Genomic DNA, 23,168 nt, shown 5'->3' on the forward strand with positions numbered 1-23,168 from the left:
CCCTCCCCGCAGGGCGGGGGCCGTTTTCGGCCCACGGCCCCGCCGGGGATGTCGTATGTTGTCGAGCCGACGGCCCAGGCGAGTACAGGACGGACGGTCCGCATGCCCCGTGACACGGCCTACTCACGGGTGGCCGACGCCCTGCGGACCCGCATCCGGGCCGGGGAGTGGCCCGTCGGCGCGCGGCTGCCCTCCCGGGCCCGGCTCGCCGACGAGTACCGCGTCGGGCAGTCCGTCACCCAGCGCGCGATGGAGCTCCTGATCATCGAGGGGCTCCTCGACGGCCGGACCGGCGCCGGCACCTACGTCCGGGCCCCGCGCGCCCGGCTGCGCGTGGTCCGCTCCCGCCGCCGCGCCCCGGCCGGCTCCGGGCCCGTGCGCGGGACCGGGACGTCCCGGTCCCACACCAAGACCCGGGTCGCCGCCACCGAGTCCATCGCCGAGCGGCTCGCGATAGCCCCGGGGGACCCGTGCGTGCTCACCACGTACGCGTTCCTCGACGAGGACCGGCCCTTCGAGGTGTGCGAGTCCTGGGAGCCGATGGCCGTCACCGACGGAACCCCGGTCCTGCTGCCCGAGCTGGGCCCCCACAAGGGCGCCGGAATCGTCGAGCGGATGCGCTCGATCGGCATCACCGTCACCTCCGCGCTGGAGGTCCCGCGCCCGGCGCGCGCGACCCGGCGCCAGGCCGGCCTGCTCGGCATCTCCGTCGGAGACCTGATCACCGAGATCGAGCGCACCCACTACGCGGCGGACGGCCGCGCGGTGGAGACCGCCGACATCATGGTCTGCGACCGGCACTCGGAGATCGCCTACGAGATTCCCCTCCGGTAATCCGGGACGGGCACCCGCCCGGCCCGGAAGGCCCGGCCCGGAACAGGTGGCCGGGAACGTCCGGCCCGAAACCCACGGTCGGGAACCCGTGGCCGTCCTTACCGCGTCCTGACACCCGACGTGGGAAATTCCCCGGAAATGGCCGGAGTGCGGCCGACACGGGGATACCGTCACCCCACGAGAAATACCGGGAGCTCGTCCACGGCGCCGCACGCGCCTGTGAACGGAGGAGACACCATGACCGCTCGGCCCGCCTGGCAGAAGTCCTCGTTCTGCGGCGAGGGGGACAACTGCGTGTACGTCAGCGCCGCCCCCGGCACCCTGGTCCGCGTCGCCGACCGCGCGGATCCGGCCCATCTCGTTCTCGCCACCACCCAGGCCGCCTGGGCCGATTTCCTCCGCGAGGTCAAGCAGTCGGGCTGAGCCGGGTGGGGCGGGGCTGCGTCCTTTCCGCGGGGACACGCGCCACGTACGTGTCCACTCAAGGAATTTTGTCCGATTAGCGCGTATCTTCGGCCCATGCCCACGCCCTACGGATCCCGCGGCGGCATGGCGTTCGGCGCCGATGAGCTTCACGTGCTCAGGCGCTCGCTCGCTCACGCCCTTCAGTCCTCGACGGCCCCACTGACGGCCACCGAGGTCCAGGACTGCCTGCGCCTCGCGGCGTCGGTGGACGACGCGGTCCAGGAGGCGGGCCGGCTCAGAGCTTTCCTCCTCGCCGACCTGGCCCGCTACAGAACCGCCCTGCCGGGGAGCCTCTCCGGCTACCTGGAGCTGCTGCAGGACGCCCTGGCCGCCGGGTACGAGCCGGTGCCGGACGACCTCGCCGCCCTGCGGGCGCTGCGCGCCAACCCGGTCGCGGCCGCGCTGCTGGGCCGGGCCCAGGGGATCGCGGAGCGCTCCGTACGCCGCAGGCTGTCCACGGCGCCGGCGCCGCGTACCCGGCTGCTGACCCTCGCGGGCGGCACCGCCACCGGACCGGGCCAGGGCTCGAGCCGGGGCTCCGCATCCGGCTCGGGCTCGGGTTCCGGCTCCGGCTCCGGCTCCGGCTCCGGCAAGGACAACGAACCGGCGCGGCCGCAGCCCAAGCCGCAGCCCGCCGACCGGCCCGGCCGCCCCGTCCCCACCCCGGGCGAGGTCTTCCCGCCGCGCCGCAAGCCCTCCCCGCCCCCGGAAGCCGGGCGCGCGGCCGGGTAGCTAGGCTGTGCGCATGGACTACGTATCCGCGCTCGTGCCCCCCTTCGTGATGGCCGTGTTCTTCATCGCGCTCGTCGTGACGATCGTGAAGAGCCAGGGCGGTGCCAACAAGGCGAAGGAGGACGCGGCCGTCGACGCCGTGCTCGCCCGCGCCGAGGCGGCCCAGCAGCCCCGGTCCCAGACCCACGAGTAGAGCCCCACAAGCAGGCCCCGCAAGGGGACGGGCGTACGGCCTCCAGGGCCGTGCGCCCGTTTTTGTTGCGCGTTGGAGTCCGAATGGCCGGGCAATTGCACACAACCCGCACTATCGTGCTGCTGTGCCTCGCCCCTTGGGAGAACTCGAAGACGCAGTGATGACGCGGGTGTGGCAGTGGAACCGCCCGGTCACCGTTCGCGAAGTCCTGGAGGACCTCCAGCAGGAACGGTCCATCGCGTACACCACGGTCATGACCGTTATGGACAATCTCCATCAGAAGGGCTGGGTCCGCCGGGAAGCCGAAGGCCGGGCCTATCGATATACGGCGGTCTCCACCCGCGCCGCATACTCGGCCGCACTGATGAACGAAGCCTGGTCGACGAGCGACAACCCCGCCGCCGCCCTCGTGGCCTTCTTCGGCATGATGTCGGCGGAACAGCGCGAGGCGCTCCGGGACGCCGTACGCATCGTGCAGCCGGTCGTCCCGGAAGAACAAGCCGCGGAACAGGTCGCAGAACAAGCCGCAGAACAAGCCGCGGAACAAGCCGCGGAACAAGCCGCGGAACAGGCCGCCCCCGAAGTGTCCGCGGACTCCCCGGCGCAGGCTCCGCCCGCCGAGGGCGACTCCGGCGGGCAGAGCGCAGACCCGGGGCGATAACGTCCGGGCATGGGTGAGTTTTCCGCTGCAGATGCAAAAACAGTGACGATCCGCCGAGCGCGCACCGGTGACGTTCCCGCGCTGCGCCGCCTCCTCGACCAGTACGTGCAGCAGCGCATCCTGCTCGACAAAGCGCCGGTCGTCCTTTATGAGGACATCCAGGAGTTCTGGGTCGCCGAACGCGACTCCGACGGTCAGGTGGTCGGCTGTGGCGCACTCCACGTGATGTGGGAAGACCTGGCCGAAGTCCGCACTCTCGCCGTCGACCGCGACTTGAAGGGCGTGGGAGTCGGTCATCTGGTGCTCGACAAGTTGCTCCAGACCGCCCGCAGGGTGGGTGTGAGCCGGGTTTTCTGCCTGACCTTCGAAGTGGACTTCTTCGCGAAGCACGGCTTCGTCGAGATCGGCGAGACCCCGGTCGAGACCGATGTGTACATGGAGCTGCTGCGTTCCTATGACGAGGGTGTCGCAGAGTTCCTCGGTCTCGAACGAGTGAAGCCGAACACCTTGGGCAACAGCCGGATGCTTCTGCACCTGTGATCGATCACCGCGGGGATTTCCCGGGACCCCGTACGTGTGGCCTATGTCCGAATCGCGCACGTTTCCCGACCCGTTGCGGACCCGAACCCGTGACTGGGGGTTTGTGTTTTCCAGGCAAAAGCGGTTTCCTTTCCGCGTACTGCTTTTCGATGAAAGGAAATCCCGGTGGCACAGAAGGTTCAGGTCCTTCTTGTCGACGACCTCGACGGCGGCGAGGCGGACGAGACGGTGACGTTCGCTCTGGATGGCAAGACCTACGAGATCGACCTCACCACCGCCAACGCGGAAAAGCTCCGCACCCTGCTCGACCCGTTCACCAAGGGCGGTCGCCGCACCGGTGGCCGTGCCGCGGCCGGGCGTGCCAAGGGTGGCCGCGGTCCCGCGGCGTCCGGTAACCCGGACACCGCCGAGATCCGCGCCTGGGCCAAGGCCCAGGGAATGAGTGTCAACGATCGCGGCCGCGTGCCGCAGGAGATCCGCGAGGCCTACGAGAACCGGGGCTGACCCTCGGGCAGCCCCCCGGTGATGACGCACCTCGCAGGGGTCGTACGCCGCCTCAGCCGCGCCCGGTGGCATTCCGTCGCCGCCGCCGCGACCAGGCGTACGAGACCGGGCCCGGTGGCGTCTTCTCCGAGACCGGGCCCGGTGCCCTGCCCGTACGCGGGCAGGGCGGGCAGCAGTGCCTCGCACCCCTGCTCGGGGGGCCGCAGCCAGACGGCGGCCCCCCGAGGGTTTTCCCCGGGCCCCACGAGGTGTCCCGGCGGCCACGGAGCGGTGATCCGGCCACCCGTACCCAGGGCGGTCAGGTCCAGGGCCACCCCGCCCCACTCCAGCCACTCGAGCAGCCCCTCCAGCTCGTCGGCGCTCCCCGGGGCCACCAGGAACCGCATCCTGCGGCCCATGAGCGCCACGGGTCCCGTCGCGAGGGGTCTGCGCAGCACCGCGGCACCGGCATCGGCCGGCAGCTCCAGCACGTCGAACCGGACTCCGGTCACGAGCTGGGCGGGCGGTCCGCCGGCCACGGGCCAGCCGAGCACGCGTTCGTACCAGGACGCCGGCGTGCCGGTCGCGGCGCGGGGGAGCGGGACGGTGACGGGCGGCGCGGTAAGAGCCATGTCCGGAGCAACTCCCGAAACGCTCCGGGGTTACGCGCGGTGTGACGTTCAGCACTCGAACCAATGCGGAACGTAAACATCCGCGGGGGTGGAGTCCCACATTCGGGACGGGAGCGTGTTCGCCCGTAGCGGAGGGAACCGTCGTCCACCGACGTGAACTGTCCGCTCTTACGGGTAAGACATTCCTAGTGGATCGGGGCGACACGCAGATTTGCAGGGTCCGAGACCGGCTTCCGTTCGCCATCGGCGTACACGTGTGACGGGTATCTGCCTGGCCTGCGGGAACATCGTCTCGCACCATCGGGTTGGAGCAGTAGTCGGCACTTACAGCCGGTTTTTCCCACGGACGTGAGGGTGAGCCGCGGACGGATGTCGGCAGTTGGAATGAGCTGTCCCGCCCCGCGGGACTAGCATGCGGAAGGACAGGGCGGGGACCGACCCCGAACTGCCCGACCGCTCTGAGGAGCGATAAACGATGTTCGAGAGGTTCACCGACCGCGCGCGGCGGGTTGTCGTCCTGGCTCAGGAAGAAGCCCGGATGCTCAACCACAACTACATCGGCACCGAGCACATCCTCCTGGGCTTGATCCACGAGGGTGAGGGTGTCGCCGCTAAGGCCTTGGAGAGCCTCGGGATTTCGCTCGAGGCTGTTCGCCAGCAGGTTGAGGAGATCATCGGACAGGGGCAGCAGGCCCCTTCCGGCCACATCCCCTTCACCCCGCGGGCGAAGAAGGTCCTGGAGCTTTCGCTCCGAGAGGCCCTCCAGCTCGGCCACAACTACATCGGCACCGAGCACATCCTGCTCGGCCTCATTCGCGAGGGCGAGGGCGTCGCCGCCCAGGTCCTGGTGAAGCTGGGCGCCGATCTCAACCGAGTCCGGCAGCAGGTCATCCAGCTGCTCTCCGGCTACTCCGGCGGAGGCAAGGAGTCGGCCACGGCCGGCGGCCCGGCCGAGGGCACGCCCTCGACCTCGCTCGTCCTGGACCAGTTCGGCCGCAACCTCACCCAGGCCGCCCGCGAATCCAAGCTCGACCCGGTCATCGGGCGCGAGAAGGAGATCGAGCGGGTCATGCAGGTGCTGTCCCGCCGGACCAAGAACAACCCGGTCCTCATCGGCGAGCCCGGCGTCGGCAAGACCGCGGTCGTCGAGGGCCTGGCCCAGGCGATCGTCAAGGGCGAGGTGCCCGAGACCCTCAAGGACAAGCACCTCTACACCCTCGACCTGGGTGCACTGGTCGCCGGTTCCCGCTACCGCGGTGACTTCGAGGAGCGCCTCAAGAAGGTGCTCAAGGAGATCCGCACCCGCGGCGACATCATCCTGTTCATCGACGAGCTCCACACCCTCGTGGGTGCGGGTGCCGCCGAGGGCGCGATCGACGCCGCCAGCATCCTGAAGCCCATGCTGGCCCGTGGTGAGCTCCAGACCATCGGTGCCACGACGCTGGACGAGTACCGCAAGCACCTCGAGAAGGACGCCGCTCTCGAGCGCCGTTTCCAGCCGATCCAGGTGGCGGAGCCTTCCCTCCAGCACACCATCGAGATCCTCAAGGGCCTGCGCGACCGCTACGAGGCCCACCACCGCGTCTCCATCACGGACGAGGCCCTCGTGCAGGCGGCCACCCTGGCCGACCGGTACATCTCGGACCGCTTCCTCCCGGACAAGGCGATCGACCTGATCGACGAGGCCGGCTCCCGGATGCGCATCCGCCGGATGACCGCGCCGCCGGACCTCCGCGAGTTCGACGAGAAGATCGCGAACGTGCGTCGCGACAAGGAGTCGGCCATCGACTCCCAGGACTTCGAGAAGGCGGCTTCCCTCCGTGATTCGGAGAAGCAGCTGCTGGCGGCGAAGGCCAAGCGCGAGAAGGAATGGAAGGCCGGCGACATGGACGTCGTCGCCGAGGTCGACGGCGAGCTCATCGCCGAAGTCCTCGCGACCGCGACCGGCATTCCCGTCTTCAAGCTCACCGAGGAGGAGTCCTCGCGTCTGCTCCGCATGGAGGACGAGCTCCACCGTCGGGTCATCGGCCAGAAGGACGCCATCAAGGCGCTCTCCCAGGCGATCCGCCGTACCCGTGCGGGTCTGAAGGACCCGAAGCGCCCGGGTGGCTCGTTCATCTTCGCCGGTCCGTCCGGTGTCGGTAAGACCGAGCTCTCCAAGACGCTCGCCGAATTCCTCTTCGGCGACGAGGACGCGCTGATCTCCCTCGACATGTCGGAGTTCAGCGAGAAGCACACGGTTTCCCGTCTCTTCGGTTCGCCCCCCGGCTACGTGGGCTACGAAGAGGGCGGCCAGCTGACCGAGAAGGTCCGCCGGAAGCCGTTCTCCGTCGTCCTCTTCGACGAGGTCGAGAAGGCGCACCCGGATATCTTCAATTCCCTTCTCCAGATCCTGGAAGACGGTCGCCTGACCGACTCCCAGGGCCGGGTCGTGGACTTCAAGAACACGGTCATCATCATGACGACCAACCTGGGTACGCGGGACATCTCGAAGGGCTTCAACCTCGGCTTCGCGGCCCAGGGAGACACGAAGACCGGATACGACCGGATGAAGGCGAAGGTCAACGAAGAGCTCAAGCAGCACTTCCGGCCCGAGTTCCTCAACCGTGTCGACGACACGGTCGTCTTCCACCAGCTCACCGAGGAAGACATCGTCCAGATCGTCGACCTGATGATCGCGAAGGTGGACGACCGCCTGAAGGACCGCGACATGGGCATCGAGCTCAGCACCGAGGCGAAGGCACTGCTCGCCAAGCGCGGCTACGACCCGATCATGGGTGCGCGTCCGCTGCGTCGCACGATCCAGCGCGAGATCGAGGACGTGCTCTCGGAGAAGATCCTCTTCGGCGAGCTGCGCCCCGGTCACATCGTGGTCGTCGGCAAGGAGGGTGAGGGCGAGGAAGCCAAGTTCACCTTCCGCGGCGAGGAGAAGTCGGCTCTGCCGGACCTCCCCCCGATCGAGGCCACGGGCTCCGGCCCGGACCTGTCGAAGGGTGCGTAAGCGCTAGTCGCTGACAGCAGTACGAAGGGGCGGCCCCGGGACCGAGAGGTTCCGGGGCCGCCCCTTCGCCGTGCTCCGGGGCGGGGCCGATCAGATGTCGTACGCCGGCGGCAGCCGCCGGATCCGCGCGTTCGGGAAGCGCCGGAGCACCTGCTCCTCGACACCGGGATCACGTTCCCTGTCGTCGTAGCACCACACCTTCCGCAGCGAGGGCAGGTCCGCGAACTCGGCGAGGCCCTCCAGCACGTCGGGGTGGACCTCGATCCCCCGCAGGTCCCGCAGGGCCGAGAGCTCCGCCCACGCGGCCGCCCCGGAGGGCCGCCAGCCGCGGCCGAGCCCCAGGTGCCGCAGGCTCCGCAGGCGTCCCAGCCCCGCCAGGTCCGCGGCGGCGCCGCTCACGTCGAGCCACTCCGGCCGGCAGTCCCCGGCGAAGTCCCGGAAGGACCAGGGGCCGTTCCCGTCGGTCAGCGTGAGCCTGCGCAGCCCGGGCCAGCTCGCGAGGGCCGGGCCGAGCGGTGTGGAGTTCTCCAGGTGGAAGGAGACCTCCTCCAGGGGCAGTCCGTGCAGGGCGCTCAGGTCGGCCAGCTCCGGCCAGGAGCTGATCTGGAGCAGCCGCAGCGAGGTGTGGCCGCGCAGGAACTCCGCGTCGGCCCCGCCGGCGAAGCTCCACAGCCTCAGGCCCGCCACCGGCTGGCGCTCCAGCAGGCGCGCCAGGGCGTCCCGGGACACCAGGCGCCCGACGGACAGGTCGGGCGGGCCGGTGAGGCCGGTCAGTGCCGCGGCCTTGGCGTCCGAGTCGAGGTTGAGGCCGACGGGCGGCGGGTCCATCCGCGCGAGCACCTCGGCGGCGTACTGGCGGACGCCGAAGCGGTCCCACGCGTCGGTCAGCGTCTTGCGGACCCGGTCGTCGGGGTGCCGGGCGTAGCCGGCGAGGTATCCGACGGCCGCCTCGCTCCCCGCCTGCTCGGCCGTGATCACCGACAGGTGGGCTCCGTAGCCGGCCTCCGTGTACCGCGGCAGCAGGTCCAGGACCAGGGGGCCGAGCAGGCCCAGCGTCCGCGCCGCGTTCTCGTCCTTCGGGGGGATGAGCCGGCGGGCGGCCGAGCGGACGTCCTCGCGGAGCTCCGGTTCCAGCTCCGTCGCGTACTCCAGCGAGGCCAGGGCCAGCAGGACCGCCCGGTCCGTGCCCCGGACCAGCAGGTCGCCGATGATCGCCGCGCGTTCGAGGGGGCGGCCCTGGGCGACGGCCATGCGGATGACGTCCTCCCACTGGTCGTCGTCCGCGTGCCGGGTCAGCTCGCCCAGGCTGCCCTCGTCCAGGGCCGCCCGGGCCCCCAGGAAGTCCTGGAAGGTGCGGTGGACGAACTCCAGGGTGTCCTCAGTGGGGGCCCGCAGGAGGCCGGTCCGGTCCAGGAAGTGCCGCAGGACGGCCGGGGCGTCACCCAGCGCCTGCGCGGCCGGTACGGAGGCCAGCGCGGCGGAGATCAGCCCTTCGGCCCGGCCGCGGCCGATCTCGGTGCGGCCGTTGCGGATCAGCCAGTACGCGAGCCGCTGGAGGAGCTGGAGCTGCGGTTCCTCGGCGAGCTCGGGCAGGCGCAGCTCCCGCTCCCGGTCGCGGCGGTGCAGCAGCATCGACAGGGCGGCCGTGTAGAGCTCCTTGCGGCCCGAGGGCAGGAAGCCCCGGCGTTCGCGGTGCAGGGCGCAGATGAGGCCGCACAGCAGGGGGTTGGTGGCGAGCCGGGCCAGCTCCGGCTTGGTGGCCAGGGATTCCAGCAGCTGGTCGCGGAGCTCCTCGCCGGCCCCGGTCGCCGTGTGCCACCGGGTGACGAAGGAGGCCACGGCGGCCCGGTTCATGGGGACGAGGGCCAGCTCGGCGAACTCCTCGCCGGCGAGCCAGTCCTGGCGGACCGCCGAGGGCCGGGAGGTGACCAGCCAGCGGTTGCCGGGGTAGACGGCGAAGAGGTCGACGAGCCAGTCGCGGGCGCGGGCCCGCTCGGTCTCCGGGATCTCGTCGATCCCGTCGATCAGGACCAGGCCGCGTCCCGCGCTCAGGACCCGGTCCTCCCAGCCCTCGGGGGACTGCCCCTTGAGCGCGGTGGCGGCCAGGAAGTCCTTGGCGGCGGGCAGCGGCTCCCCGTGCCGGGTCAGGGTCCGCAGGGGCAGTACGTACGGGACCGGACCGCCTTCGGCGGCCCCTTCCCGGCCGGCGGAGACGGCCAGCTGCTGGATCAGGGTGGTCTTGCCGGAGCCGGCCTCGCCGCGCAGCAGGACGCGGTGGCGGTGGGCGAGCACCGCGTCGGCGAGGTCGGCGTGCTGCTGGGCCCACCGCCCGAACGAGGGCGGGGTGGTCCCGGCGGTCCCGGCGGCGCCGGCGGTCTCGGGGGGCATGGGATCGGCGCCGTGGCCTTGGTCGTGGTCGTGGTCGTGGTCGTGGGAGACCGTCTCCAGGCCCACGTACGCGGCGTCCAGCGGCCAGCGCGCCGAGCCCGGGGGCAGGTCGAGCCCGAAGATCGTCAGGCTGCCGTGCCGTTTGACGAGGTACGCCAGGTACCGGGCCTCGAACTCCGCGTCCCGGCCGTCCTGGCGGGGGATCCGGGCGAGCAGTGCGTCGACCTTGGCGATGATCTCGGCCTGGCGGCGGGCGGCGTCGACCAGGGCCCGCGGGATGTAGGTGGAGCGGGTCGTGAAGAACTGCAGGATGTGCAGGCAGGTGGTTTCGAGCAGCCGGTCGTGGAAGAGCTCCGCGTCCCGTCCCAGGCCCGTGGCGGGCGCGGCCCTGCGCAGTTCGGCGGCGAAGGCGCCCGCGCCCATCTCTACCGCCTGGGCGTCCTCCAGGGCGAGGTCCCCGAGCGCGTGCAGGGTGACGGCCAGCGCCGCCGCGACGCCCGCCTCCTCGCCCGGCGGCAGCGGCTGCTCGCCGGGGGCCCGTAACGCCGCGTCGACCAGCCCGTCGGCGAGCCGGCGCAGGTCGTCCCGGGCCAGCACGCGCTGCTCGCGCAGGGAGACGTACGAGGAGATCCGCAGGGGCCGGTCCACGAGGCCCGCGCCCGCGCCTTCCCCCCGGAAGAGTTTCTTGACGAGAGGGGCAAAGGCCCCCGAGGCCAGCCGGATCCCCACCACGGATGCGTCCACGACCCGTGAGCGTAGCTCCGGGGTGGAACGGGGCGCAGGGCTTTGGTCCCGCCGGAGGTCCGCGGAGGTCCCGGGCCGGTGACAAGCGGCACAGGGCAAATCGGACCTACTAGGAGCATTCGTAGAGCTGGGTGTCCGATTTGCCCCACCCCAACCCCAGTAAGAGAGCGGTCAACAGGCCTGACAGCCCTCCTCGCACCTACGAGCCCGGTTAGTACCGGAGGGGTTTGGGGAAGCCGGGGTGCCCGGGTTACCAAGGATGAGCAAGCAAGCCCGGCACCCGCTCAGCGTGCCGGGTCCTTTCTTGCCCGAAGCGCCCGAAGTGCCCGAAGCGCCCGCAGCACCCGCAGCACCCGAAGTACCGGCAGTACCGGCAGTACCGTCCCCGTCCCCGGCCCCGGAGGTCCCCTTCATGTCCGCGAAGCGCGTCAGCACCCGTCGTACCCGTATCGCCATCGGCGCGAGCGCCCTCGGCGCGGCCCTGGCATTCGGGGCCGGGACGACCGCCGCCTTCGCCGACGAGGCCCAGACCGCCCTGACCGGCACCGCCGGGCTCGTGGCCGAGCAGGCCGGCGCCCAGGCCGCGGCCGTCGCCGCGAAGCCGGCCGCCCTGTGGGAGAAGCCGGTGTCGAAGTACACGCTCTCCGCGACCTTCGGCAAGGGCGGCGCCATGTGGTCGCACAAGCACTCCGGCCAGGACTTCGCCGTCCCGGTCGGCACCGTGGTCGACGCCGTCTCGACGGGCACCATCGTCAAGGCCGGCCCGAACGGCGGCGGCGACGGCCCGGCCTACGGCAACGCCATCGTGATCAAGCACGCGGACAACACGTACTCGCAGTACGCGCACCTCTCGAAGATCCAGGTCAAGATCGGCCAGAAGGTGTCCAAGGGCCAGCAGATCGCCCTCTCCGGCAACACCGGCAATTCGAGCGGCCCGCACCTCCACTTCGAGATCCGGACCACCCCGAACTACGGCTCGGCCGTGAACCCGGTGGCCTTCCTGCGCCAGGTCGGCGTCAGCGTCTGACGCCGGTCCCGTCCGGGATCAGAACAGCAGCCAGGAGCCGAACGGCCTGATCGACGCGTCGAGCTTGCCCGGCTGCTGGTTGAGGACCTGCTCCGGCGAGAGCGCGATCCGGTAGACCCGCACGCTGTCCATGGCCCCGCTCCACCCGCCGGCCCACTTGTCCTGCGCGCGGGTCCGGCCCAGCTCCAGCGAGCCGGGGGCCCGGAAGAGGGTGGGCACCGGGGTTTCGCCGGCCGCCTTGCCGTTGATGTACAGCGAGATCTTCTTGGCCTTGGCGTCGTAGGTGCCGGTCAGCTCCGTCAGCGTGTTGTCCACCTTGCGGCCCTCGGCCACCACGGTCTTGGTGGTGGCGTCCGCGCCCGCCGCGTCCGTCTGGACCCGGAAGATCCACACCAGCTTGCCGTTCACCTCGTCCGAGCCCAGCTCGAAGGAGAACGTCTTCTGGTTGCCCTGGCTGACGGCGATCTGCCGCCCCTTCGGGGCGCTGTTCGAGACGCGGGCCGAGACGGTGAAGCTCTTGGCCACGTCGACGAGGGCCTTCTCGGACTCGGCGTAGGAGTTCTCCCCGCCCGTCGTGCGGAACTCGAAGCGCTTGTCGACGGCGACCACGGAGGCCTCGGAGCCCATCTTCAGGTGCGTCTTGCCGCTGCGGTCGCGCAGCAGGGTCGGGTCGCCCGCCACGGTCGGGGCATCGGCCGGCGGCTTGGGCCCGCTCGCCGACGGCGAGGGGGAGGACGGGGCCGAGGACGAGGCGCTCGGCTTTGCGTCGTCGTCGCTCCCCCCGGAGCCCAGCAGTACGTACGCTCCGCCACCGGCCAGCAGGGCCAGTACGGTCACCCCGCCGCCGATCGCCCACAGCCGCTTGCGGCGCCGCTCCCGGTCCGCCCCGTCCGCCAGCGCGGCCCAGTCCGGCTCGTCGGACGGCGGCTGGAACTGCGCCGGGAACGGCGTGCCCGGGCCCTGTTCGAAGGGCGGCTGCTCGAAGGACCCCGGCTGGAAGGGCCCCTGCTGGTACGGACCCTGCTGGTACGGACCCGCCTGCGGGTACCCGTACCCGGCGGGCTGCTCCGCCGGGCCGCCGGGCGGCGGGCCGAAACCACCGGGCTCGGCGGGGGCGGGCGGGTAGCCGTAGCCCCCGGGCTGCTGCCCGGCCTGCGGATAGCCGTACCCGCCGGCGGGTACCTGCCCCTGGGGGTAGCCGTAGTCGCCGTTGTCGGGGGCGCCGGGCTCGGGCTGGGGGCTGTGCGGGCGATCCGTACCGTCAGTCATGCGTCGGATGCTAAAACATCGGTGCGGGCAATCGAACAGCCGCCGGCCGCTCAGTCCGTCCGCGGGACGATCGGGAAGCTCCCCGTCGCCGTCGGCGCGTGCTCCGGAAGCCACAGCACCGCCACCGCCCCCGCCGCCGCCGCGCCCTCGCGGACGAAGCCGCCCGGGGCCGCCACGTTGCGGAAGGTCAGTCGGGCGCCCAGCACCCGCGCCTGCCCCTCGGCGATGGTCAGCCCGAGCCCGTGCCCCACCCCGGCGCGGTCCGTGGACCCGGTCCGGAACCGGCTCGGCCCCTCGCGCAGCAGTGCCTCGGGGAAGCCCGGCCCGTGGTCCCGGATCCGTACGACCCGGCCCTCGACGTCGACCTGGACCGGCGCCCGCCCGTACCGCGCGGCATTGGCCAGGAGGTTGCCGAGGATCCGCTCCAGGCGGCGCGGATCGGTGGAGACGATCTCGTCCGCGACGATCCGTACGCTCGCCTCCGGCATCAGCGAGGAGACCCGGCGGCTGACGAACTCGCCCAGGGCCACCTCCTGGAGCTCCGCCCGCTCGGACGCGCTGTCCAGCCGGGCCACCTCCAGCACGTCCTCGACCAGTGCCCGCAGCGCCTGCGCGCGGTCCCGCACGAGTTCGGTCGGCCGGCCCGGAGGCAGCAGTTCCGCCGCCGTGAGCAGGCCCGTCACGGGGGTGCGCAGCTCGTGCGCGATATCGGCGGTCACCCGCCGCTCCGCCTCCAGCCGCTGCTGGAGCGCGTCCGCCATCGCGTCGACGGCCCGCGCGAGGTCGTCGGTCTCGTCGCGCACGACGCCCCCGACCGCGTCCCGCACCCGTACCTCCGGATCCCCGTGCGCCACCCGTTGAGCGGCGGCCGCCGCCTTGCGCAGCCGGCGCGAGATCTGGCCGCCGATGAGCACGCCGAGCGCCGAGCCGCCGATCACCACGGCGAGGGATCCGACGACCAGCGCCCGGTCCAGGTCGCGCAGCATGTTGGCGCTCTCCCGGAACGGGCTGTTCAGCGACAGCACCTGCCCGTTGCCGAGCGGTACCGCCGCCCACACCTCGGGCAGTCCGCGCGGGTTGTCCTGGATGAAGGTGCCGCGCCGTCCCGACCGGGCCTTCTCGCGCAGGACCGCGGGCAGCTCCGGATCGTTGAGCTTGGCACCCATCTGGGGCTTGCGGCCGGCCTCGGCGGTGCGGGAGATGAACTGCACCCGGTCCAGCTGCACCTCGCGGGCGCTCTCCAGCATCGACACGCGGGCAGCACTGTGCACCACCAGGCTCAGTGCGACGGCGGTCAGCGCGCCGACGGAAGCGATGGCGAGCGTGATCTTCCAGCGGATCCCGGTCCGCAGGGTGAACCGCTTCATCGGGCCTTCATCCCCGCGTTCGCCCCCCGTGCTCGTCTTCTCAAGGCATCAGGCCTTCAGCTTGTATCCGAAACCCCGGACCGTCTCGATCCGGTCCTGCCCGATCTTGGTGCGCAGCCGTTGTACGTGGACGTCCACCACGCGGGTGTCGCCGCCCCAGTCGTAGTCCCAGACCCGCTCCAGCAGCCGGTCGCGGGAGAGCACGGTGCCGGGGGAGGTGGAGAACTCCAGCAGCAGCCGCATCTCGGTGGGCGTCAGCGCCACCGCGGCACCCGCCTTGTGCACCTCCATGCCCTCCGTGTCGACCTCCAGGTCACCGAAGACCAGGACCCCGCGCTCGCCGGAGGCGTCGTCCTCGCCCCCGCCGTTGCCCTGCGGGCCGCCGGCGTGGCCGAAGCGGCGCAGCACCGCGCGGATCCGGGCGACGAGGACGGAGCCGTCGAAGGGCTTGGTGACGTAGTCGTCGGCGCCCGCCTCCAGGCCCAGGACCACGTCGATGGAGTCGGCGCGCGCCGACAGCATGATGACGGGGACGGTGGACTCGTCGCGGATGCGGCGGCACAGGCTCACGCCGTCCATCCCGGGCACCATCACGTCCAGCAGGGCGATGTCGGGCCGGTCCGCGCGGAAGGACTCCAGGCCGGACAGTCCGTCGGGCATGGCGGTGACCACGAACCCGTCGCGTTCCAGCGCCAGGGTCGTGGCCTCACGGATGACGTCGTCGTCCTCCACGAACAGGACATGGGTCTCGGCCATTCGGGAGCCTCGCCTCGCCTCGGTACTCGTACTGGGTGCTCTTCGCTTCTGTCCTGCGGTCCGTCCGGGGTCAGCTCTTCGGGGTGACGGCCGGGGCGGGGACCGTTCCACCGTCGACCACGTTGCTGTAGTCGGTGTGCACCCGGTCCTGCTCGGTGAACTTCTCCCCGTTCCAGCGGTAGGTGATCAGGTCCTCGCCGGACGGATAGGAGAGCGCGTCGCTCTTCCCGTAGACCGGCTTGGTGAGGACCAGGTCGCCCCGGTCGATCTCGGCGTAGACGGGCGGCTGCTCGTCCGAGAACACATTCTCGTACCTGTCCCCGTCCGCGCGGTACACGAACGAGCCGCGGCCCAGCGCGTCGGCGCAGGACAGGACGTTGATGACGATGTCGGCCGCCGGTCCGCCGGTGACCTTGCCGTAGCTGACGTCCACCGGGTACTCCTTGCCCGAGCAGGGCTTCAGGTCCCGTTTGATCGCGGCGCTGACCTTCGGGTCGGCCTTGAGGATCGCGACCGGGTCGGCCTTCTTGCCGGCCGTGCCCGCGGTGCCGGAGGCCTGGGGGAGGTGCCCGGTGGCGGAGCCCCCGTCGGGGTCGGTGGGCGCGGAGGACGGTGCGCCGGTCTTGGCCGCCGCCTCGGTGCGGGCCGGGCCGCCGTCACGCAGCCCGGTGCCCCCGGTGGAGCAGCCGGCCGCGAACAGCACGGTGCCGGCGAGGACAGCCGTCCCCGCCGACATGAGTACCACCGAGCTCCTGCCGCTCAGTCTTGGGCCAGTCAGGCCGCGCACCGCTCACGCCCCTCGTACCGGATGGTGTGGTCACCGCGCTCCAGCGCGCGCATGTCCAGGTCCCGGCTCTCCAGTTCCTGCCGGAGCCGGGCCAGCGCGCGGTGCAGAGTGCTCTTGACGGTACCCGCCGACATGCCGAGCGCCGCTGCCGTCTCCTCGGTGCTCATCTGCTCCCAGTGTCGCAGCACCACCACGCTGCGCTGCTTGGGCGCGAGCACCTTGAGGATGTCCATCAGCAGGGCGCGGTCGGCGCGCTGGTCCGAGCCGTCCTCGACGGAGGCGTCGGGGAGCTGCTCGGTGGGAAGCTCTTCGAGCTTGCGGGCGCGCCACCATTCGGTGCGCGTGTTGATCATGACACGGCGCAGGTAGGCGTCGGCGAGGGACTTGTCGGCGATGCCGTCCCAGCGGCCGTAGGTGCGGACGAGGGCGGTCTGCAGGAGGTCCTGGGCGTCGGTCGGGTCCGGAACCAGGCGACGGGCACTGCGCAGCAGCGCGTCCTGCCGGGTGCGTACGTACTCTTCGAATTCGAGTACCTCGCCGTGCGCCATCTCAGACCGCCTCCGTTCCGACCAAACCGTTCATCCGCTGCCTTACGGATCCGACGGTACGGAGGCGTTGTCACGGGCCTGTGCGGGTCAGCCTTCGGTGGGCGCACGGACACCCATAGGTTGTGTAACAGTGCCCGTGAGCTGCGGTTTCTCCGAGTCAAGCGGAATGCCTGACTCAGCCTCAGGGGCCTGGCCGGCCGTCGTCGCGGGGCCTGCCGGAAGCCGGTACATCCGGCCCGCCAGCGGCTCCACGAGCCCGTCCGAGACCAGCCCGTCCAGCGCGCGGGCCCGCTGCACGGGCTCGTCCCAGACGGTGTCCAGGACGGACCGCGGCACCGCGCCGACCGCCTCCCGCAGCACCGCGAGGAGTTTGCCGCGCACCTGCCGGTCCGTCCCGGCGTACGTCTGCCCGCGCCGCGGCGGGCCCTCGTGCGCGGGCTTCCCGGCGAGCCGCCACGCGCACAGCGAGGCGACCGGGCAGCTCCCGCAGTCCGGGGTCCTGGCCGTGCACACCAGCGCCCCGAGCTCCATGGAGGCCGCCGCCCAGCGGGCCGCGGTGTCCTCGTCCTCGGGGAGCAGGGCCCGAGCCAGGCGCCGTTCGGCGGCGGTCGTGGCGTTCGGCGGGTACTCGACCCCGGTGGCGGTGCGCGCGAAGACCCGGCGCACGTTGGTGTCGAGGACCGCGTGCCGCTGTCCGTACGCGAAGGAGGCGACGGCGGCCGCCGTGTACTCGCCGATCCCGGGCAGGGCCAGCAGCTGTGCGTGCTCGCGCGGTACGTCGCCCCCGTGCCGCTCCGTTATGGCGACGGCCGCGCCGTGCAGGCGCAGGGCCCGGCGCGGATAGCCGAGCCGCCCCCAGGCGCGTACGGCCTCACCGGGGGCGTCGGCGGCGAGGTCGGCGGGACGGGGCCAGCGGGCGAGCCACTGCTCGTAGACCGGCAGGACCCTGTTGACGGGGGTCTGCTGGAGCATGAACTCGCTGACCATCACCCCCCAGGGACCGGCTTCGGGGCGGCGCCAGGGCAGGTCGCGGGCGTGTGCTTCGAACCACGCGATGACGGGTGAGTGCAGTGCGGCGGCGGGAATGGTTGCAGTCATGTCAGACGGCATCCTGGCACGTTTCAGGCCTGGCGTGCCGGGCCCGGGCCGGTGATCAGGACAGCGGCGCGCCCACCCCCGGCCCGCACGGCGGTGACGACCTTGGCGGTCGGGCCGGTGAGCGCGAGGACGGCGAGCGGGGCGAGGCTCGCGCCCAGCAGCAGGCCCATGGCCACGTCGTGCGGGTAGTGGACGCCGACGAACACGCGGGAGAAGGCCATCAGGAGCGCGAGCGGAACGGTCAGCAGCGCGAGGCGGGGAACGGCCAGGGCCAGTACGACGGCGGCGGCGCCCGCGATGACGGAGTGGTTGCTCGGGAAGGACCAGTCCCCGGTGGCCGGGCACTTGATCAGGGAGGCCGCCGCCCCGGCCACGGCCCGGCAGGGGCGCTCCTCGTCGACGCTGGACTTCACCAGCTCGGATGCGACGTAGGCGAGGGCGGTGGCGAGCGGGGCGAGCAGTGCGAGGGCCACCGCGCGGGGGTCGCGGGCACCCCGCGAGCGCCACCACACGGCTATGAAGAGGGCGCCGAAGACCAGCAGCCCGTACTCGGTGAAGAACTCGAACGCCGATTGCACCCAGGTGGGGGTCGAGTGGGCGAAATCGGTGACGTCGAGGTAGAGGCCGGAGCTGTCCATGGTCACCGACGGTATCCAAAGCGGAATAACGTCCTCATCAGACTCCTGGCTGATTCCGGAGGCTCTGGGATCCCCCCGCAGGATGATCATCGGCAAAACAAGCCGGGTGCGCGGCATGTGGGGCACGGATCGCGCCGCGAACTCTCGTAAAGTTCCGTCCGTGGGATCTCTGCGCAATCCGGTCGGGCCGCTCCCCTCCTCCATCTACTGGCGACGGAGGGCCGTGCTGGCGTCCGTCGCCGCGCTCCTCGCGCTCCTCGCCGTATGGACCGTCAGCTCCGGCGGAGGGCAGCCGAGTACCAACGGCAAGGGGCAGGGCGGCTCCGGCCCCGCCACCCAGATCACCCCGGGACCCGCCGGGTCCGGCCCGGCGATCAGTCAGGCCCCGGGCGGGCGTGGGGGATCGGGCTCGGGCGGCGGCGGCACGGGCGGCGGCGGCACGGGCGCGAGCCCCGGCCCCGGCCCCGGCGCCAGCTCCGGCACGGGCAAGAACGGCGAGCCGGGCAGCGAGCCGGGCTCCGCGGACCAGGGCGGCGCGGGCGGATCCGGCGCGGGCCAGGTCGTCCCGGCGGACTCGCCGGTGCCCACGTGCGTGCCGAGCGCGCTGCAGTGGGAGGTCAGGAGCGTGAAGAACGAGTACGAGGCGAGCGAGAAGCCGCGCCTCGAACTCATCGCGCGCAACGTCTCCGGTACGACCTGCAAGGTCGATCTCGGCCCGAAGCAGGCCGTGCTGACCATCACTCAGGCCAGCAACGCCAAGCCGGTCTGGTCCTCCTCGGACTGCCCGGCGGGCGCGGGCAACGTGTTCTTCCGGGTCGCCTCGCAGGGCGAGACCAGGCAATCACTGGAATGGGACCGCCACTTCAGCGCGGCGGACCAGTGCCAGACGCCCCCGGCGGGGGCGGCTGCGGCGGACACGTACGTGGTCGAGGTCAAGTCCCCGGGCATGCCGGTGGCCCGAACCTCGTTCGTCCTGAAGCAGGAGTAACGGGCGCGGCGCCGCTGCCGGGGGCTCTGCCCCCGGACCCCCGCGCCTCAATCGCCGGCGGGGCTGGATTTCGGCTGACGTCAGCCTCACGTGCGCGCAGCGCATCCCGCGCCGGGGCTGGATTGCCCGCAGGGCAATTCCAGCCCCTCCGGCGTTTGAGGAGCGGGGTCCGGGGCGGAGCCCCGGGAGCGGCGCGGCCGCACACCCCGCAGCTGCGACCTAGGGTCTGTTGCGAAAGTGGATCTTGATCGTTGATGATCACGTTCTGTGGGACGTGGAGATCTGACGAATGGCCAGTGGGTCCGGCTTGAGCCGTTGCTGCCGCAGGGCATCAAGCCGGGCCGGCCTCAGGTGTGGACGCGGCGGCAGCTGATAGACGGCATACGGTGGCGGACGCGAACCGGCGCCCCGTGGCGGGATGTGCCGGAACGGTACGGGCCGTGGGACCGGGTCTACGACCTGTTCCGACGCTGGCAGCGAGACGGTACTTGGGCCCGCATCGTCACCCAGCTCCAGGCCCAGGCCGATGCGAAGGGTCTGATCACCTGGGACGTGAACGTTGACTCGACCGTCTGCCGGGCCCACCAGCACGCCGCCGGAGCGGCGAAAAGGGGGATCTCCAGAAGGAACCGCCCGGTGGCGTGTTCGCCGAGCCGGCCGATCACGGACTCGGACGCTCCCGGGGCGGGCTGAGCACCAAAATCCACCTTGCGGTCGAGCAGGGCCAGAAGCCCCTGGCGATCGTGATCACGGCCGGGCAGCGGGGCGATTCCCCGCAGTTCGAGCCTGTCCTGGAAGCGATCCGGGTTCCCCGGCTCGGACTCGGGCGGCCGCGCAAGCGCCCGGACCGAGTACGTGCGGACAAGGCGTACGACTCCCGCAGCAACCGCTCCTACCTGCGCAGACGCGGAATCAAGGTCACGATTCCGGTTCCTGCGGACCGCGTCCGCAACCGGAACAAGGCTGGCTCCCGCGGCGGCCGGCCGCCGAAGTTCGACAAGGACGACTACAAACAGCGGCACGCGGTCGAGTGCGGCATCAACCGGCTCAAGCGTCACCGCGCGGTCGCCACGAGATACGACAAGCTCGCCGTCCGCTACGAAGCGACAGTGCTGATCGCAGCCATCAACGAATGGCTGTGACCAGCACTTTCACAACAGACCCTAGACGTACCGCTCCAGGATCGAGGACTCCGCCAGCCGGGACAGACCCTCGCGGACGCTGCGCGCACGCGCCTCGCCGACGCCGTCCACCGTCTGCAGGTCGTCCACCGACGCCGCGAGCAGCTTCTGCAGCCCGCCGAAGTGCTCCACCAGCCGCTCGATGATCGCCCCCGGCAGCCGCGGAACCTTCGCCAGCAGCCGGTACCCGCGCGGGGACACCGCCGAGTCCAGGGTCTCCGGCGAGCCGGTGTAGCCCAGGGCCCGCGCCACGATCGCCAGCTCCAGCAGCTCCGGATGCGTCAGCGCGTCCAGGGCCGGCAGCGCCTCCTCCACCGTGCGGGAACGCTTCGCCGTCGGCTCCGGCACGTAGTCCCGGATGACCAGCTCCCGCTCCTGCTCGATCCCGACCGTCAGCTCGTCCAGCTGGAGCGACAGCAGACGGCCGTCCGTGCCGAGTTCCACCACGTACTCCGCGATCTCCGTCGCGATGCGCCGCACCATTTCCAGCCGCTGCGCCACCGCCGTGACGTCGCGGACCGTCACCAGGTCCTCGATCTCCAGCGCGGACAGCGTCCCGGCGACCTCGTCCAGGCGGAGCTTGTACCGCTCCAGCGTGGCCAGCGCCTGGTTCGCCCGCGACAGGATCGCCCCGGACTCCTCCAGCACGCGCCGCTCGCCGTCCACGTACAGCGCGATCAGCCGCATCGACTGCGAGACCGACACCACCGGGAAACCGCACTGCTTCGAGACCCGGTCCGCGGTGCGGTGCCGGGTGCCCGTCTCCTCCGTGTGGATGGACGCGTCCGGCACCAGCTGGACGCCCGCCCGCAGGATCTTGGTGATGTCCTTGTCCAGGATCAGCGCGCCGTCGAGCTTGCACAGCTCGCGCAACCGGGTCGCCGTGAACTCCACGTCCAGGACGAATCCGCCGGTGCACATCGCCTCGACGGACTTGTCCATGCCGAGGACGATCAGCCCTCCGGTGTTGCCGCGGACGATCCGTTCCAGCCCGTCACGCAGCGGCTGACCAGGCGCGACCGCGCTCAGCGAGGCGCGCATCATGGCCTCCTGCTTGGAGCTGGCGCCCGACTTCCCGGATGCTGCTGCCCCGTCCTTGGCTGCCACTGCACTCCTCCGGTCGCGGGTTGTACCGCCTGCGTACGGCCGGGCGGACCATGCCGAAGTCTACCGGCGCGGCCCCCGACCACGCCGTGCCTTGCCCCGGCCGGGCCGCGGAGCACCCCGTCCGGGCCACTTGACCTGCGGTTCAGCCCTGGGCCGTCTCTTTCGGATCCTGCCGGGTACGCGTCCGCCCGCGCGGCAGGACCCGTAGCGCATCGCCCATGTCGGCGACCTCCGTCACCTTCATCCCGGCCGGCACCTTCCCCGGGTCCACCGGCACCAGCGCGTGCGTGAACCCGAGCCGGTACGCCTCCGCGAGCCGCCGCTGCACGCCCGTCACCCGCCGGACCTCGCCCGCGAGACCGACCTCCCCGATGGCGACCAGGTTCTTCGGGAGCGGCACGTCGCTGGCCGCCGAGGCCAGGGCCAGCGCGACGGCCAGGTCGGCGGCCGGCTCGGTGAGCTTCACCCCGCCCACCGTCGCGGTGTAGATGTCCCGCTTGCCGAGCGCCGTGATCCGCCCGCGCTGCTCCAGCACCGCCAGCATCATCGAGACCCGCGAGGTCTCCAGCCCGGAAGTGGTCCGGCGCGGCGAGGGGATCTGCGAGTCCACCGTCAGCGCCTGCACCTCGGCGACCAGCGGACGCTTGCCCTCCAGGGTCACCGTCAGACAGGTGCCGGGGACGGCCTCGGTGCGGCGGGTCAGGAACAGCCCGCTCGGGTCGGCGAGGCCGGTGATGCCCTCGTCGTGCAGCTCGAAGCAGCCGACCTCGTCCGTCGCGCCGTACCGGTTCTTCACACCGCGGACCAGGCGCAGCCGCGCGTGCCGGTCGCCCTCGAAGCTCAGGACCACGTCCACGAGGTGTTCCAGCAGCCGGGGACCGGCGATCGCCCCGTCCTTGGTGACGTGGCCGACGAGCAGCGTGGACATCCCGCGCTCCTTGGAGGCCCGGATCAGCGCCCCGGCCACCTCCCGGACCTGCGCCATGCCGCCGGGCGCGCCGTCGATCTCGGGGGAGGCCACGGTCTGTACGGAGTCCAGGATCAGCAGCGAGGGCTTCACCGCGTCGAGGTGCCCGAGGACCGCGGACAGGTCGGTCTCGGCGGCGAGGTAGAGGTGGTCGCTGAGGGCCTTGATCCGCTCGGCCCGCAGCCGCACCTGGCTCGCCGACTCCTCGCCCGTGACGTACAGCGTGCGGTGCTCGTCGCTGGCCGCCTTCGCCGCGACGTCGAGCAGCAGCGTGGACTTGCCCACGCCCGGCTCGCCGGCGAGCAGGACCACCGCCCCGGGGATCAGCCCGCCGCCCAGCACCCGGTCCAGCTCGTCCACGCCGGTGCTGCGCGCGGTCGCGGTCCTGACGTCGACCTGCCCGATCGGCACGGCGGCCGTGGTGACCCGGCCGGCCGCGGTGGTCCGGATCGCGGGCGCCCCGCCCAGCTCCTCGACGGTGCCCCAGGCCTGGCACTCGGGGCACCGGCCGAGCCACTTGGCGGTGGAGTACCCGCACTCGGTGCAGCGGTAGGACGGCCGGTCCTTGGCGGACGAACGGGATGTACGGGCAGCAGCCATGCGGTCCACCGTAGCGGCCGCCTCCGACAGTGCCGCCGGGCAGCCGCCCGGCGGCACCGTGCGCCCGCCGTGGCGTGCGGCGTCAGGGGCGCTGTCAGCGCGATGCCGATCTGTTCACCCGTAAGGGCTAAAAGTGGTGAAGGCTTCCGGAGCGCCACCAGC

General features: G+C 71.7%; 21 protein-coding genes and 1 pseudogene. 11 read left to right on the plus strand and 11 right to left on the minus strand.

Annotation, left to right across the window (positions count from 1 at the left end; genetic code table 11):
- Positions 1-102 precede the first annotated feature (102 nt).
- The 7 genes from OG904_RS16515 to OG904_RS16545 all read left to right on the plus strand — a co-directional run bounded on the left by OG904_RS16515 (position 103) and on the right by OG904_RS16545 (position 3,929).
- The gene (locus OG904_RS16515; RefSeq protein WP_405491622.1) at positions 103-834 is read left to right on the plus strand and encodes a GntR family transcriptional regulator; all 732 of its coding nucleotides are present in this window, start codon (positions 103-105) and stop codon (positions 832-834) included.
- A gap of 237 nt (positions 835-1,071) precedes the next feature.
- A complete protein-coding gene (locus OG904_RS16520; RefSeq protein ID WP_405491624.1) occupies positions 1,072-1,257 on the plus strand; it encodes a DUF397 domain-containing protein in 186 nt (61 codons plus the stop codon).
- A gap of 96 nt (positions 1,258-1,353) precedes the next feature.
- Positions 1,354-2,031, plus strand: coding sequence for a hypothetical protein (locus OG904_RS16525; RefSeq protein WP_405491626.1), 678 nt, complete (start codon positions 1,354-1,356; stop codon positions 2,029-2,031).
- Between the two features lie 13 nt (positions 2,032-2,044).
- Positions 2,045-2,224, plus strand: a complete 180-nt coding sequence (locus OG904_RS16530; RefSeq protein ID WP_405491628.1) for a hypothetical protein — start codon at positions 2,045-2,047, stop codon at positions 2,222-2,224.
- Between the two features lie 124 nt (positions 2,225-2,348).
- Entirely contained in the window at positions 2,349-2,885 is a 537-nt protein-coding gene (locus tag OG904_RS16535) for a BlaI/MecI/CopY family transcriptional regulator (RefSeq protein ID WP_405491630.1), read from the plus strand.
- Positions 2,886-2,894: 9 nt separating this feature from the next.
- Complete coding sequence (locus OG904_RS16540; RefSeq protein ID WP_405491632.1) at positions 2,895-3,425, plus strand: amino-acid N-acetyltransferase; 531 nt, start codon at positions 2,895-2,897, stop codon at positions 3,423-3,425.
- Positions 3,426-3,590: 165 nt separating this feature from the next.
- Positions 3,591-3,929, plus strand: coding sequence for an Lsr2 family protein (locus tag OG904_RS16545; RefSeq protein WP_405491634.1), 339 nt, complete (start codon positions 3,591-3,593; stop codon positions 3,927-3,929).
- Here the strand turns inward: OG904_RS16545 and OG904_RS16550 are convergent.
- The gene (locus OG904_RS16550; protein ID WP_405491636.1) at positions 3,911-4,540 is read right to left on the minus strand and encodes an SCO3374 family protein; all 630 of its coding nucleotides are present in this window, start codon (positions 4,538-4,540) and stop codon (positions 3,911-3,913) included. The genes OG904_RS16545 and OG904_RS16550 overlap by 19 nt on opposite strands.
- Positions 4,541-5,015: 475 nt before the next feature.
- On the opposite strand from OG904_RS16550, the gene OG904_RS16555 reads away from it, so the two are divergent.
- Positions 5,016-7,541 (plus strand): ATP-dependent Clp protease ATP-binding subunit, encoded by a 2,526-nt coding sequence (locus OG904_RS16555; RefSeq protein WP_405491638.1) that lies wholly within the window; start codon positions 5,016-5,018, stop codon positions 7,539-7,541.
- Positions 7,542-7,631: 90 nt separating this feature from the next.
- On the opposite strand, the gene OG904_RS16560 is transcribed toward OG904_RS16555, so the two are convergent.
- A complete protein-coding gene (locus OG904_RS16560) occupies positions 7,632-10,673 on the minus strand; it encodes an NACHT domain-containing protein (RefSeq protein ID WP_405491640.1) in 3,042 nt (1,013 codons plus the stop codon).
- A 412-nt stretch (positions 10,674-11,085) separates the two neighbouring features.
- Here OG904_RS16560 and OG904_RS16565 point away from each other — a divergent pair, with 412 nt between their 5' ends.
- Entirely contained in the window at positions 11,086-11,700 is a 615-nt protein-coding gene (locus OG904_RS16565) for a M23 family metallopeptidase (protein WP_405491642.1), read from the plus strand.
- 18 nt (positions 11,701-11,718) lie between these two features.
- On the opposite strand, the gene OG904_RS16570 is transcribed toward OG904_RS16565, so the two are convergent.
- The 7 genes and pseudogenes from OG904_RS16570 to OG904_RS16600 all read right to left on the minus strand — a co-directional run bounded on the left by OG904_RS16570 (position 11,719) and on the right by OG904_RS16600 (position 18,163).
- On the minus strand, positions 11,719-12,969 hold the full coding sequence (locus tag OG904_RS16570; RefSeq protein WP_405491644.1) for a LamG-like jellyroll fold domain-containing protein: 1,251 nt from the start codon (positions 12,967-12,969) through the stop codon (positions 11,719-11,721).
- Positions 12,970-13,019: 50 nt separating this feature from the next.
- Entirely contained in the window at positions 13,020-14,336 is a 1,317-nt protein-coding gene (gene cseC / locus OG904_RS16575; protein ID WP_405491646.1) for a two-component system sensor histidine kinase CseC, read from the minus strand.
- Positions 14,337-14,384: 48 nt separating this feature from the next.
- Positions 14,385-15,092 carry a two-component system response regulator CseB gene (gene cseB / locus OG904_RS16580; protein WP_405491648.1) on the minus strand — a complete coding sequence of 236 codons (708 nt, stop codon included), beginning with the start codon at positions 15,090-15,092 and terminating at the stop codon, positions 14,385-14,387.
- A 70-nt stretch (positions 15,093-15,162) separates the two neighbouring features.
- Complete coding sequence (locus tag OG904_RS16585) at positions 15,163-15,828, minus strand: hypothetical protein (protein ID WP_405491650.1); 666 nt, start codon at positions 15,826-15,828, stop codon at positions 15,163-15,165.
- Between the two features lie 38 nt (positions 15,829-15,866).
- On the minus strand, positions 15,867-16,427 hold the full coding sequence (locus OG904_RS16590) for a SigE family RNA polymerase sigma factor (RefSeq protein WP_405491652.1): 561 nt from the start codon (positions 16,425-16,427) through the stop codon (positions 15,867-15,869).
- A gap of 213 nt (positions 16,428-16,640) precedes the next feature.
- A pseudogene (locus OG904_RS16595) lies at positions 16,641-17,525 on the minus strand (A/G-specific adenine glycosylase); the annotation flags it as partial.
- Between the two features lie 23 nt (positions 17,526-17,548).
- Positions 17,549-18,163, minus strand: a complete 615-nt coding sequence (locus OG904_RS16600; RefSeq protein ID WP_405491654.1) for a phosphatase PAP2 family protein — start codon at positions 18,161-18,163, stop codon at positions 17,549-17,551.
- A 160-nt stretch (positions 18,164-18,323) separates the two neighbouring features.
- On the opposite strand from OG904_RS16600, the gene OG904_RS16605 reads away from it, so the two are divergent.
- Complete coding sequence (locus OG904_RS16605; protein WP_405491656.1) at positions 18,324-19,151, plus strand: hypothetical protein; 828 nt, start codon at positions 18,324-18,326, stop codon at positions 19,149-19,151.
- 267 nt (positions 19,152-19,418) lie between these two features.
- Positions 19,419-20,293, plus strand: a protein-coding gene (locus OG904_RS16610) for an IS5 family transposase (RefSeq protein ID WP_405491658.1) whose coding sequence is annotated in 2 segments (ribosomal slippage) — positions 19,419-19,763 and positions 19,766-20,293 — 873 coding nt in all. Because the reading frame shifts where the segments join, the coding sequence is not laid out codon by codon here.
- A 21-nt stretch (positions 20,294-20,314) separates the two neighbouring features.
- Here the strand turns inward: OG904_RS16610 and disA are convergent.
- Together disA and radA are read right to left on the minus strand one after the other, a co-directional pair.
- Complete coding sequence (gene disA / locus OG904_RS16615) at positions 20,315-21,439, minus strand: DNA integrity scanning diadenylate cyclase DisA (RefSeq protein ID WP_281209182.1); 1,125 nt, start codon at positions 21,437-21,439, stop codon at positions 20,315-20,317.
- A 142-nt stretch (positions 21,440-21,581) separates the two neighbouring features.
- Positions 21,582-23,006, minus strand: a complete 1,425-nt coding sequence (gene radA / locus OG904_RS16620; protein ID WP_405491660.1) for a DNA repair protein RadA — start codon at positions 23,004-23,006, stop codon at positions 21,582-21,584.
- Positions 23,007-23,168: the final 162 nt, after the last annotated feature.

The sequence above is a fragment of the Streptomyces sp. NBC_00096 genome (assembly GCF_045041305.1).
Taxonomy (GTDB): Bacteria; Actinomycetota; Actinomycetes; order Streptomycetales; family Streptomycetaceae; genus Streptomyces.